Annotated in this window: 12 protein-coding genes; 4 read left to right on the top strand and 8 right to left on the bottom strand. The window is 71.5% G+C overall.

Features of this window, described 5'->3' with window-relative positions:
- Positions 1 to 145: 145 nt before the first annotated feature.
- The 6 genes from ACZ5MC_RS10645 to ACZ5MC_RS10620 form a co-directional block, all read right to left on the bottom strand.
- A complete protein-coding gene (locus tag ACZ5MC_RS10645) occupies positions 146 to 1,174 on the bottom strand; it encodes a DUF2911 domain-containing protein (RefSeq protein ID WP_306600321.1) in 1,029 nt (342 codons plus the stop codon).
- A 341-nt stretch (positions 1,175 to 1,515) separates the two neighbouring features.
- Positions 1,516 to 3,042, bottom strand: a complete 1,527-nt coding sequence (locus ACZ5MC_RS10640) for a diguanylate cyclase domain-containing protein (RefSeq protein ID WP_306600320.1) — start codon at positions 3,040 to 3,042, stop codon at positions 1,516 to 1,518.
- A complete protein-coding gene (locus ACZ5MC_RS10635) occupies positions 3,039 to 3,467 on the bottom strand; it encodes a hypothetical protein (RefSeq protein ID WP_306600319.1) in 429 nt (142 codons plus the stop codon). Before ACZ5MC_RS10635 ends, ACZ5MC_RS10640 begins: the two co-directional genes overlap by 4 nt.
- Positions 3,464 to 4,738, bottom strand: coding sequence for a hypothetical protein (locus ACZ5MC_RS10630; RefSeq protein WP_464517704.1), 1,275 nt, complete (start codon positions 4,736 to 4,738; stop codon positions 3,464 to 3,466). The genes ACZ5MC_RS10635 and ACZ5MC_RS10630 overlap by 4 nt, the downstream gene beginning before the upstream one ends.
- Complete coding sequence (locus ACZ5MC_RS10625) at positions 4,735 to 5,169, bottom strand: hypothetical protein (protein ID WP_306600317.1); 435 nt, start codon at positions 5,167 to 5,169, stop codon at positions 4,735 to 4,737. Before ACZ5MC_RS10625 ends, ACZ5MC_RS10630 begins: the two co-directional genes overlap by 4 nt.
- On the bottom strand, positions 5,166 to 6,377 hold the full coding sequence (locus ACZ5MC_RS10620; RefSeq protein WP_306600316.1) for a hypothetical protein: 1,212 nt from the start codon (positions 6,375 to 6,377) through the stop codon (positions 5,166 to 5,168). Before ACZ5MC_RS10620 ends, ACZ5MC_RS10625 begins: the two co-directional genes overlap by 4 nt.
- 186 nt (positions 6,378 to 6,563) lie before the next feature.
- On the opposite strand from ACZ5MC_RS10620, the gene ACZ5MC_RS10615 reads away from it, so the two are divergent.
- The 3 genes from ACZ5MC_RS10615 to thpR are packed head-to-tail and all read left to right on the top strand — an operon-like array spanning position 6,564 to position 9,399.
- Positions 6,564 to 7,202 carry a purine nucleoside phosphorylase YfiH/LACC1 family protein gene (locus ACZ5MC_RS10615; protein WP_306600315.1) on the top strand — a complete coding sequence of 213 codons (639 nt, stop codon included), beginning with the start codon at positions 6,564 to 6,566 and terminating at the stop codon, positions 7,200 to 7,202.
- Positions 7,203 to 7,246: 44 nt separating this feature from the next.
- Positions 7,247 to 8,869 carry an MFS transporter gene (locus tag ACZ5MC_RS10610; protein WP_306600314.1) on the top strand — a complete coding sequence of 541 codons (1,623 nt, stop codon included), beginning with the start codon at positions 7,247 to 7,249 and terminating at the stop codon, positions 8,867 to 8,869.
- On the top strand, positions 8,866 to 9,399 hold the full coding sequence (gene thpR / locus ACZ5MC_RS10605) for an RNA 2',3'-cyclic phosphodiesterase (RefSeq protein ID WP_306600313.1): 534 nt from the start codon (positions 8,866 to 8,868) through the stop codon (positions 9,397 to 9,399). The genes ACZ5MC_RS10610 and thpR overlap by 4 nt, the downstream gene beginning before the upstream one ends.
- On the opposite strand, the gene ACZ5MC_RS10600 is transcribed toward thpR, so the two are convergent.
- Positions 9,377 to 10,036, bottom strand: coding sequence for a class I SAM-dependent methyltransferase (locus ACZ5MC_RS10600; protein ID WP_464517703.1), 660 nt, complete (start codon positions 10,034 to 10,036; stop codon positions 9,377 to 9,379). The two genes, thpR and ACZ5MC_RS10600, sit on opposite strands and share 23 nt — an antisense overlap.
- 59 nt (positions 10,037 to 10,095) lie before the next feature.
- Here ACZ5MC_RS10600 and ACZ5MC_RS10595 point away from each other — a divergent pair, with 59 nt between their 5' ends.
- Complete coding sequence (locus ACZ5MC_RS10595; RefSeq protein WP_306600311.1) at positions 10,096 to 10,983, top strand: DMT family transporter; 888 nt, start codon at positions 10,096 to 10,098, stop codon at positions 10,981 to 10,983.
- Between the two features lie 76 nt (positions 10,984 to 11,059).
- Here the strand turns inward: ACZ5MC_RS10595 and ACZ5MC_RS10590 are convergent, their stop codons facing one another.
- Positions 11,060 to 11,881 (bottom strand): flagellin, encoded by an 822-nt coding sequence (locus tag ACZ5MC_RS10590; protein WP_306600310.1) that lies wholly within the window; start codon positions 11,879 to 11,881, stop codon positions 11,060 to 11,062.
- Positions 11,882 to 11,939: the final 58 nt, after the last annotated feature.

Here is an 11,939-nt window from a genome sequence, read left to right as displayed (position 1 = left end):
CGCAAGTCGTACGTCCGCCAAGGCTCCCTGGCGGCGCCGCCCGCGGCCCGAACGGCCGTTCCCTGGAATTAACAACCGGGCGGTTGCAGGGATTCGGTTTGACGGGAACCCGGGAATCTGGAGGATCTGAAGTAGAGCCTCTAGATCACTTCAGCTTCGCAAGTTCCCCCCGGATGCGCGTGCGCTGGTCCTCCGCCTTCACCATCTCCAGGGCCTTCTGGTAGTTCTGGATGGCGGCGGGCTTGTCGCCCTTGGCGGCCAGGCCCTCGGCGAGGCTGTCGTAGGCGTTCCAGGACTCCGGGTGGTCCTTCACGTTCCTGCGGAGCAGGTCCAGGGCCTCGTCCACCTTGCCCTGCCCCAGCAGGGCGTAGGCCAGGTTGTTCACGTCGGCCTCGGTGGCCACGGCCATGGCCTTGGCCCGGAAGCCCGCGGCGCCGGCGGCGTCGCCGCGCTTTTCCAGGAGGAGGGCCTTGGTGCGCAGGCCGTTGAAGGTCGCCTTCATCTCCAGGGAGCGGTCGATCCAGCCCATGGCCTCCTCCAGGTTGACGTCATGGCGGGCGCACCAGCCGGCCGCACCCGCCCAGCCCTCGGGGAAGAACCGCGGCAGACCCCGGAGCTGCTCCCGCAGGCTCGCGACCACCACCTGGTTCGTGTCCACCTCGATGCGGATGGGCAGGCGCAGCTTCTCCCAGCGGAGGGAAAGGGTCGCGGCGTTGTCGGAGACGTCGTCGAAGGTGTAGGCCAGGCGGTCCAGGTCCTCGGCGGGAACCGGGGTCACGGCAAACCGGGCGGCATCCTCCTTGGGGTCGTAGCTGAAGCTTCCCCAGGCCTGGCTCTGGGTGCTGAGGATGACCGTCCACGCCGAGGCGGCGGGCAGCATGTGGAGCCCGTAGCTTCCTGCGGGAAGCGCCACGCCGCCGGCCTTGACCGGGGTGGAGAAGGTGATGACGGTGTTCTCGTTGGCGCCCGCCCGCCACACCTGGCCGAAGGGCACCAGTTCCCCCCACACCTTGCGGCCATGGACGGAGGGGCGGGCGTAGACGACGCTGATCTCGGTGAGCCCCACGGTCTGGGCGACCTTCGCCCTGGGGCTGGCCTGGGGAAGTACGAGGGCGGGCGCCTGGGCGGCGAGGGCCGTGGCCACGAAGAGAAGGACGAGCGGGAAGGAATGCATGGGAACCTCCGGCACCAGCCTAGGCAGCCGGACGGCAAAAGCCACCGGCCAGGGGCCAACCGTGGGAATCCAGGGGCCGGGATCCGGTAAGCTGGAGGCAGGCCGCGCCCCCAGGTCCGCATCTACCCCAACGCCCGCTGCTCCAAGAGCCGCTCAGCCTGCGTCGCGAGGCACGTCACCTCGCAAGGCGCCTGAAGGACCTTGGATGCGACATCCCTGACCTGGCCAGTCTAAAGCTAGCAAAAGAAACTGGTTAGCTATTTATTTTAATGGGATGGACGGAAATGGAAGGGATGAGGTCGGGCAGGCAGACCCAGCCCCTTCGCAGGCGGTGCCTCGCCCTAGTCGAGGAGGCAGAGCCCTCCCCCGTTCCGCTGGGCCTCGGCCAGGGCCGTGCCGGCGCGTTCGAGCAGGGCCTGGCGGCTGGGCCCCTCCCCCGGCCTGCGCAGCGTCAACCCTGCGCTGGCGGTGATGCGGGCCTCGCCTCCCGCAGCCAGGGGAAAGGGGATGCCCAGCCTCTCGACCAGGGCCTGGGCCCGTTTCATCCCGGCCTCCGTATCCTCCAGGCGGTCCAGGATGACCAGGAAGGTGGCGTCGCCCAGATGCGCCAGCAGGTCCCAGCGGCGGGTGCCGGCGGCCAGACGTTGCGCGGCCTGCCTCAGGATCTCGTCCCGGCCGCCTGGGGCGCGCTCCAGGCCGTCCAGGGCCAGGAGGAGGAGACCGGGGCCCCGGGTGCCGGAGGCGAAGCGCTCCTCCAGGGCGTGCTCGGCCCCGAGGCGGTTCAGGGCCCCGGTGACCGGGTCCTTCACCTCCAGGCCTCCCCCGGCGGCGGGGGCGTCCAGGTAGGACGTGACGTCCGCCAGGAGGCCCTGGCACCACCCGGGACCGATGCGGTCCAGGGTGAGGTGCAGCCACCGGTGGCCCGGGCCCGCCGGGTCCGGCATGCGCAGGGTCGCAAGGGCGGAACCGGAGGCGCGGCACCGGTCCAGGGCCTCGCCCACGCGACCGGCCTGGGTTCCGAACAGGGTGGGCACCGGAGCGCCCGGCAGGGGCTCCTGGCCCAGAAGGCGCTGGACGCCTGGGGTCCAGGCCTCCAGGCCCCCGTCGCCGCGCACCACGATGAGGTTGGCCCCCACGTCCCCGCCCGGGGCCTGGACCAGACGTCCGTCCTGGAGCTGGCGCTGGCCCAGGGCCTGCTCCTTCCACATGGCCTCGACCATGCGCTCCAGCAGGGCGTTCACGTCGCCCACCAGCTGGCCCAGCTCATCCCGGTGGTGCCCCTTCGGGGTCGCCAGGCGCCCTCCGGCGCCGGCCTGCAGGGCGTGGAGTTCGCGGGTCAGGGCGGTGATGGGGGCGATGATCACCTGGTGCACCGTCAGGGCCAGGCCCCCGGCCAGGATGGCCAGGATGCCCAGGGACCACGTGCGGAACAGGCCCGCGGCGTGGGCGCCCTGGCGCCGGGCCTCTCCGGGGTCGGGGAAGAGCACCAGCTCGCCCAGGACGGACTCCGGGGCGAAGGGGCTCTGCAGGGACCGGGTAAGGGAGGCGGCACCGGGCGCGGGCACGGTGCGGCTGGCCTCGGCCAGCACCCGGTCCCCCGCGCGGATGCGTGCGCCCTGCACCGAGGGGGTGCCGATGAGGCCCCGCACCACCTGGTCGGCCAGGACCCCGTCGTCGGCGAAGCACGCGGCGCTGGCCGAGGGCGCCACCACGTCCAGCAGGGCCTCCAGCGCCTCCTGCTGCCGCGCCCGTTCCCAGCGCCGGGCCAGGGTGCCCCCCCCGAAGCCCAGGGACACGAAGCCGAGCACCAGCGCGATCCCCATCACCTGCAGGGTCGTTCTCACGACGAGGCTGTTCCGGAGCTTCACGGTCCCTCCTTCCCGTCCAGCACCAGCACGGGCTTCACGCGGCGGTCCACCTTGCTCTGCTCCACGAACCCCACCGCGCCGCGGTTGGCGGCCACCACCCGCAGGGTCTCCTCGGCGCTCCCGGTCTGCCGGGGGGGCTGGGCCTGGCCGGAGAAGTAGAGCCGGGCCCAATAGGCCCGCACCTGCGGCAGGGGCAGGTCGGCCAGGACCTCGTAGAACCGCTCCCGCGGCCCGCCGGGTTCGGCCTGCTCCACCGGCAGGGCCACAAGCCCCGAGGGCAGGCGCCGGGTGCGGCCCATGAAGATGTTCACGGCCTCGGTGCGGGTCAGGCGGGTTACGCCGCTTTCCGGGTTCACGATCACCACCAGGGGTTCCTGGCCCCGCAGGGCGCAGGCCAGGGCGAGGAGCAGGAGGAGGCGCGTCACCGGCCGCCTCCCAGGATGAAGTCCAGGGTGATGGAGACGACCGTCTCCCGGCCGTTCCAGGCGCTGGGCCTCATGGGGTCGGGGTTGTAGAGGAGGCCCGTGGCGTTGTGGGACCGCACCCGGTCCACCTGGAACTTCAGGTCGGCCTGGGGCGCGAAATCCCAGCGCAGGCCCGCCGTCAGGGTGCCCTGGTCCACCCCGCGGGCGCGGGTGATCGCGGTCAGGGTGTCCGCCAGGCTCCGGGCCGCGGGGCCCAGGGGGCCCGTCAGGGACGGCAGGGCCCCCAGGTAGGGGAGCGGGGCCCGCCTGGAGACGTTGCGGGCGAACATCCCGTAGGGCACCACCTTGCCCACGCGGTAGCCCAGGGAGGCGAACCCGCTCCAGGCGGGCTGGAACAGGAAGTTGTCCGAGGACGCGCGGCTGACGGCGCCCTGGGCCTGCCAGGGGCCGGCTTCCCACGCCAGGCTCACCTGGGCGGAGCGCAGGCTCCGCCCGCGGGTGCCGAAGGCGTCGGCGGAGGCGGCGAGGCCCGGGTCGCGCAGGAGGTCCGCGAAGGACCGCAGGTAGGCCTGCAGGGCCGGCACGGGCTCCGGGATGTCGTTGGGGAACCGGAAGAAATTGGCGCCGAGGCGGGCCCTGAAGCCGCCCGCGGTGAATTTCACCGCGCCGCCGTAGAGCCTTCCCCCGCGGAATTCCCATTCGCCGATGTGGTCGACGGTGACCTTGTCCACCGAGGAGCCGTGGAAGGCCTTCACCTCCAGCACCGCTCCGGAGTCCAGGAGGAAGGTCCGCTCCGCGTCGACGCCCCGCATGCGGCTGAGCGGCACCGGGCCGAAGACCTCCACCGGCGGCCGCACCCAGAGGTAGGTGTAGCCCACGTTGGCGAGGTCCCCCATGGGCAGGTTGTCGAAGCTGAGCAGGCCGGCCCGCAGCTGGAACCCGGGCGTGGGCGTCCAGGAGAGGGTGGCCCAGGTGGGGTCGGGCCGGAAGGTGTTGTCGTACCGCTGCCTGCTGACCACCTGGAGGGTCGCGAGGAGGCTCTCGCCCAGCCTGCCGCTGACCTGCACCCCGATGCGGGTGTCCAGGTCCCAGGCGGGCTTGTCGAAGATCCCCTTGTAGCCGGTGACGTCGCGGCGGTAGCCCACGAGCGCGGTGTCGGTCCGGGCCGCGCCCAGGGTGCCGAAGGCGCTGAACCGGAGGTTGCGCGCGGGTTCCTGGGCCCCGGCCGCCAGGGCCAGCGCCAGGCCCAGCGCCGGGAGCCGCGGAATCACCCCGGCCCCTTGCCGGTGAGCACCAGCACCACGCGCACCCGCCGGTCCAGCTTGTCCTTCTCCACGAAGCCCACGGCGCCGCGGTTGGCGGCCACGATGCCCAGGGTCTCCTCGGCGCTCGAGGTCTGGAGCGGAGGCTGCGCCTTGCCGGTGAAGTACAGCCGGGCCCAGTAGGCCCGCACCTGGGCCACGGGCATGCGCACCAGCCGCGCGTAGAACTGCTCCCGCGTCGCCTCCGGGACCACCTGTTCCACGGGCAGGGCCATGAGTTTGGCGTTCAGATACTTCTGGCGCCCCAGGAAGAGGTTGCGCGCCTCCTCGGGCGTGACGCTCACCACCCCGCTGTCGGTGTTGACGACCACGGCCAGGTCCCCAACCTGTCCCCACAGGCTGCAGGCCGCGAACAGGAGGAGGGCGGCGCGGCGGCTCATCGCCCGCCCCCGAACTGGAAGTCCAGGGTGACGCTGTACACCGTCAGGCGCCCGTTCCAGGGTGGCGGTTCCCCCTGGGTGGGGACATAGAGGTTGCCCGTGCCGCGGCCGGGGGCCCGCAGGCTGTCGACCTGGAACTTCAGGTCACCCCACCGGGCGAAGTCCCAGCGCAGGCCCGTGGTGAAGGTCCACTGGTTCGCGGCCCGGGCGCGGGCGATGGTGTCGACGGCATAGGCGAGGTACTCCGCCAGGGTGGCCAGGGGCCCCGTGACCGTGCGCAGCGTCCCCAGGTCCGGCACCCGGGGAGCGCTCACTTCGGCCCTGGCGGCCATGGCGTACGGCACCAGGTTCCCCAGCCGCCAGCCGAAGGAGGCGTAGCCCTGCCAGGTCGGCGGGGACGAGAAGGAATTGGTGATGGAGCGGCCCAGGTAGCCCTGGACCTCGAAGGGCCCCTCGGCCCACACCCCGCAGACGTAGGTGGTGGAGATCGTCCTGCCCCTGCCTTCCAGGGCGTCCGCGGCCTGGGCCGGCCGGGGATCGTTGAGATAGGCGCTGAAGCCCCGCAGGAGGGTCTGGATGGTCGGGACCGGCTCGGGCACGTTGGCGGAGAACTTCGCGGCCGCGGTGCCGGCGATGAGCTTCCAGCCCCCGGTGTAGAGGACCAGCCTGGCTCCGCCGGTGGGTGAGCCCGTCACGTCCCAGGGGCCCACATGGTCGACGGGATGCTTTCCCAGGAGGGTGCCGTACTCCGCCGAGGCCTCCAGGGTCGCGCCCGGCCAGGGCTGGAAGGTCTTGGCGACCCACACCCCCCGCACGGTGGTCATGCCGCCGCCCAGGACCTCCACGGGGGGCCGGGCCCAGAGGAAGGTGTGGCCCACCTCCAGGTTGTCCCCGGCGGGCGTCTCGTTGAAGTTGAAGACCCCCGCCCGCACCTGGAGCCCGGGGGCGGGGCTCCAGGTGAGGGTGGCCCAGGGCATGCCGGGTTTCCACGAGCCGTCGTAGCGCTCCCGGCTCAGCACCTGGACCGTGGCCAGGAGGTCCGGGGTCAGGCGGGAGCTGGCCTGGATCCCGATGCGGCTGTCCAGCTTGCCGGTGACCTTCGTGAAGATCCCGTCATACTGGGCCCCGTCCCTGCGGAACCCCACCAGGTCCGAGTCCGTGCGGGCCAGTCCCAGGGTGCCGAAGGTGCTGAGCTGAAGGTTGCGCACGGGTTCCTGGGCCCCGAGGGCTGCCACTGACCAAGCTGCCAGGCAATAGGCACCTGACCCGCGCATTAATCTCCCATTGAATTGAACCCGCTTGAATACGATATTGAGTCCGCCTGTCAGAATCAAACCCAAATTACCGCTTGGGTCCCGGCCCAGGTAAGTTCATAAATCGAGGTCCCCGCTCCCATGCTGCAGCCCGCCGTCGCTCCCCCCTTCCCCCTCGCCTGGGGTTTCTCCACCCGCCAGGACGATCCCTCCACCCTCCCCCCCGTGCGGCTCCGGCAGGTGCACGGCTGCGGGGTGGTGGCCGCCACCGGAGAGGTGCAGGCCGCCGACGGCATCTGGACCCGGGAGCCCGGGTGCGCCGTGGGCGTGCGGGTGGCGGACTGCGTCCCGGTGCTCCTGGCCGGCCTGACCCCCCAGGGGCCCTGGGCCGCCGCCCTCCATGCCGGCTGGCGCGGCGCCGTGGCGGGCATCCTGCGCAAGGGCGTCGCCGTCTTCCGGGACCAGGGGGGCCGCCCCGGGGACCTGGCCTGGGCCCTGGGCCCCGCCATCCTGAAGTGCCACTTCGAGGTGGGCGAGGAGGTCCTGGACGCCGCGTTCAAGGACCCCGCCTGGAACGACGCCCTGGCCGCCCCCGGCCCCCGGGGCAGGCCCCACCTGGACCTCCACGGCTTCCTGCGCGCCCAGGCCCTGGACCTGGGCCTGGACAGGGCCAAGGACGGATCGGTGGCCCGGTGCACGTACTGCGAGCCGGACCTCCTGTATTCCTATCGCCGCGGCGACCTCGAAGGCCGGCAGTGGGGCTGGGTGCGCATCGGCTAGCCGGACCGATGTGTTAACATCGCCCGATGACGGAAGCGGCGCCCGTGCGAACACGGCTCCTGGACCCCTTGGCGTCCCGGATCTTCATGATGGTCTGGATCGCCAACATGGCTTCCAACGTGGGCACCCAGATCCAAAGCGTGGGCGAGAAGTGGCAGATGGCCCACCTCACCGCCTCCCCCCTGCTCGTGGCCCTCATCGAGACGGGGACGACCCTCCCGGTGCTCCTGCTGGGGCTCACGGCGGGGGCCCTTGCGGACATCGTGGACCGCCGGCGGCTGCTCCTGGCCACGCAGGTCTTCATGCTGGGGTGCGCGGGGCTGCTCTCGGGCCTGACCTTCCTTCACCAGATCACGCCCCCGGTGCTGCTGGTCATGTCCTTCCTCATCGGCATCGGGTCGGCGCTGAGCATGCCGGCCTTCCAGGCCATCGTGCCCGAATTGCTGGACCGCAAGCACCTGGCCGGGGGCGTGGCCCTCAACAGCGCCGGCTTCAACGTGAGCCGGGCCCTGGGCCCGGCGGTGGGCGGGCTCATCGTCGGACTCCTGGGCGCGGGGTGGGCCTTCGCGCTCAACGCGGTCTCCTTCCTGGCGGTGGTGGCGGTGCTGGCCTCGTGGGAGCGGCGGCCTCCCATCTCCAGCCTCCCCGGGGAGCGCTTCCTGGGGGCCCTGAAGGTGGGCTTCCGGTACGCCCGGCACAGCCGGCCCTTCCAGATCATCCTGCTGCGCGCCCTGGGCTACTCCTGGTTCGCGGGGGTCATCTTCTCCCTGCTGCCCTCCCTGGCCATCCTGCACCTCCACCTGGGTTCGGAGGCCTTCGGCGCCCTCATGGGCTGCGTGGGCGCGGGGGCGGTGGCCGGGGTCTTCTTCCTGGGTCCGCTGCGGGACCGGTTCGACACCAGCCGCATCCTGGCCGGCTACACGCTGCTGGCCGCCGTGTGCCAGGGCGTCATGGCCTACGTGCCCCACACCCCCACGGTGGCCCTGTGCCTGTTCTTCTCGGGCATGAGCTGGCTGGGGATCCTCTCCACCATCAACACCGCCATCCAGCTTTCCGTGCCGCCCTGGGTGAAGGCACGGGCCTTCGGCACCTACCATACGGTCTGGGGCGGGGCCATGGCCCTGGGCGCGGCCTTCTGGGGCGTCGTGGCCCAGCACGCCGGGATCCGCGCGGCCATGGGCCTGTCGGCCCTGGGCATGCTCGCGGCCCTGGCGGCCCTGCACCGGCTGCGCATCACCGCCTTCGACGAGGTTCTGGACCTGGGTCCCCACCACGACGCGCCCCACGCCCCCACCTCCATCCCGCCTGAAGCCGGCCCCATCCTGGTGCAGATGGAGTACCACGTGTTCCCCGAACGCAGGACGGCGTTCCTGGGCGCCATGGAGGCCGTGCGGCGCCTGCGGCTGCGGGACGGGGCCATGCGCTGGGCCCTGTTCGAGGAGCCCGACCGGACCGGGCCGCCCCGGTTCCTGGAGACCTACCTGAGCTCCACCATGGGCGAGCACCTGCGCCAGCACCACCGCGCCACCGCCCAGGACCGCGCCGTCCTGGCCGCCGCCTACGAGCACGCCGAGGGCGGCCGGCCCGAGACCCGGCACCTGGTGGTGGTGGAGGACCACGACTCGAGCCTCCTGCAGCGGATCTGGCAAGGCTGGGCCGGGGAGTGACCGCGCTGCGCCTCTTCTTCGCCCTGCCGGCCCCCGAAGGCGTGAGGGACCTGGCCGCCGGGATCCAGCGCCAGCTCCAGGGCCGCCGCGCCGCCCTGCCCTCGCTGGACGGCCTCCACCTCACCCTGGCCTTCCTGGGCGACCAGGACCCGGCCAGGGTCCCCGACCTGCTGGGCGTCGCCCGGAGCGCCGCCGCAGGCCGGGCCCCCTTCCTCCTGGAGACCGCCGGCCTGGGCCTGTTCGCGAGGTCCAGGATCCTCCACCTGGCCTTCCGCCCCCAGCCCGCGCTGGACGCCCTGGCCTCGGACCTGCGGGCCGGCCTGAGGAGCCTGGGAATCGCCTTCGACGACAAGCCCCTGCGGCCCCACATCACCCTGGCGCGCATGAAGGAGCCCGTGGACCCGGCGGACCTGGTCCCGGGGCCGGATCTCGCGTTCGAGGCGGGGGAGGTGCTCCTCTACCGGAGCACCCCCACGGACCGGGGGTCGCGCTACGAGAGCCTGGGTTCTACCTCTTCCGGGCCAGCGTGAGGCCGTCCCCGATGGGGACCATGGACAGGTCCACCCGCTCGTCCCCGAGGAGCCTGGCGTTGAGCCGCTGGATCGCCGCGGTGTCGGCGTCGGCGGCCGGGTGGGCGACGCGGCCGTTCCAGAGGACGTTGTCGATGGCGATGAGGCCGCCCGGGCGCACCAGGGCCAGGCAGCGCTCGAAGTAGGCCTCGTAGGACGTCTTGTCGGCGTCGATGAAGGCGAAGTCGTACGTGCCGCCCTGCCCTGCCGTCAGGCAAGCGTCCAGCGTTTCCAGGGCCGGGGCCAGGACCAGCTCGATGCGCTCGGCCACCCCGGCCCGCTGCCAGTGGGGGAGCGCCACCGACGTGGTGTCCGCGTTCACGTCGCAGGCCAGGAGGTGGCCGTAGGGCGGCAGCGCCAGGGCCACCGACAGGGCGCTGTAGCCCGTGAACACCCCGATCTCCAGGGTCCGCCGGGCCCCCAGGAGCTTGACGAGGAGCTGCATGAACTGGCCCTGCTCCGGGGAGATCTGCATGTGGGCCCCGGGGAGCGCGCGGGTGGCCTTGCGCAGCGCCGTCTGCTCCGGGTGCTCCCGCAGGGAGGCGGCGAGCAGGTAGTGGTAGATGGCGTCGTCGAGGGGCAGGGTGCGATTGCTCATGGGAGCCTCGGGGAGGGAGAGGATACCAACGGCGCCCCGGCTTTTGGTAGTCTGAAGCCATGGAACGAATCATCGACCGCGTGCCGGAGCGGAGCAAGGGTCTGGCCTATCTGGTCGCGGCTTCGCTTCTCTGGAGCTCCAGCGGGATCTTCATCAAGGTCCTCACCCTCTCCGCCTTCCACATCGCCTGCTACCGGTCCCTGGTGTCGGCGCTGGCCATCGTGGCCATCCTGGCGCTGCGCGGACGGGCCTGGTCCCTGCCCCGGGACCCCCTGAGCCTCGCGGGCTCCTGCATCTACGCCCTGGTGCTGGTGCTGTTCGTGGTGGCCACCAAGCTCACCACCGCCGCCAACGCCATCTTCCTGCAGTACGCCGCGCCCATCTACCTGCTGTTCCTGGAACCCTGGATCTTCCGCAGACCCTTCGCGCGCCGGGACTTCTGGGCCGTGGCGGCCTGCCTCGGGGGCATGGCGCTGTTCTTCGCCGGCCACCTGGAGAAGGGCGGCCTCGCCGGCAACGTGCTGGCCCTGGCCTCGGGGTTCCTCCTGGCCCTCTTCTCGCTGCTGCTCAAGTGGAAGCGCGAGACCCGGCCCGGCCACGACCCCATCGGCATGGTGGTCCTGGGCAACCTGGTGGTGGCCCTCATCTGCCTTCCCAAGGTCCTGCCGGCTCCGCAGGTCACCCTGAACCAGGGCCTGATGCTGGCCTACCTGGGCATCTTCCAGCTGGGCATCGCCTACATGTTCTTCACGGCCGGCATGCGCTACCTGTCGGCCACCGCGGCGCTCATCACCTGCATGCTGGAGGCGGTGTTCAATCCGGTGTGGGTGTTCATCGGCGTGGGAGAACGGCCGTCGCCGTACGCGCTGGCGGGGGGCGTGGTCATCCTGTCGGTGATCCTCTGGTACAACCTCCGCAAGGCGCCCGTGCCGGAGCCCCTGGACTGAGGTTCGCCGGGAAAAGCGGTAGCCAGGCAAGGCCCACGCTCGCGGGCCCTGCCTGACCAGGCCTGTTCCTGTTCCTTTACTGCAGCAGCGCGAGCACCTGCTGGGCGTTCTGGTTCGACTTGCTCAGGGCGCTGGTCCCCGACTGCTGGAGGATCTGGAACTTGGTGAGGTTCACCACCTCGTCCGCGATGTTGGCGTCCTGGATCTGGCTCATGGCGGCGGTGAAGTTCTGCACCTGGATGCCCAGGATGTCCGACGTCGCGTTCAGCTGCTGCTCCGAGGCGCCGATGGAGGCGCGCATCGTGCTCACGGAGGCCAGGGCGGTGGTGAGGAGCCCGGCCACGACGGAGGCGCCGGTGATGGACGTGAGGCTGTTGGTGGTGCTGATGCCCAGGGCCGTGGTGGCGTCGGGCGAGAGCACCTGCATGTCGAGGGTGAGCACGCCGTAGTCCCCGGCGGCCACGGTGAGGGACTGGGGCACGCTGGTGAAGATGGCCTGCCCGTTGAAGTTCGTGTTGTGGCCGATGTTGATCATCGTCTTGACGATGTTCTGGAACTCGGCGTCCAGGTTGGCCCGGTTGGAGTCGCTGATGGTTCCGGTCTGGGCCTGCTGGGCGAGCTGGGCGGCCCGGGTGAGCAGCTGGGTCACCGAATCCAGGGTGCCGTCGGCAACCTGCATGTAGGAGACGCCGTCGTTGGTGTTGCGCTGGGCCTGCCCGGCGACCTTGATGTCGGCGCCGAGCTTGTTGGCGATGGCCAGGCCCGCGGCGTCGTCCGAGGCCTTGTTGATGCGCTTGCCGGTGGTGAGCCGCTCGATGACCTGTCCCAGCTGGTTGCCGGAAATCGACAACTGCCGGCTGGCTCCGATGGCGGAGAGGTTGTTCAGGATTGAGCTCATGGGGTTCTCCGTGAGATCGGGTGGATGGGATCGGGCTGTCTACGCAGAGCGGCGCGCC

The sequence above is a fragment of the Mesoterricola sp. JemC181 genome (assembly GCF_055384585.1).
Note: the sequence above shows the minus strand (reverse complement) of the source record. Positions and strands in the feature narration are given on the sequence as shown.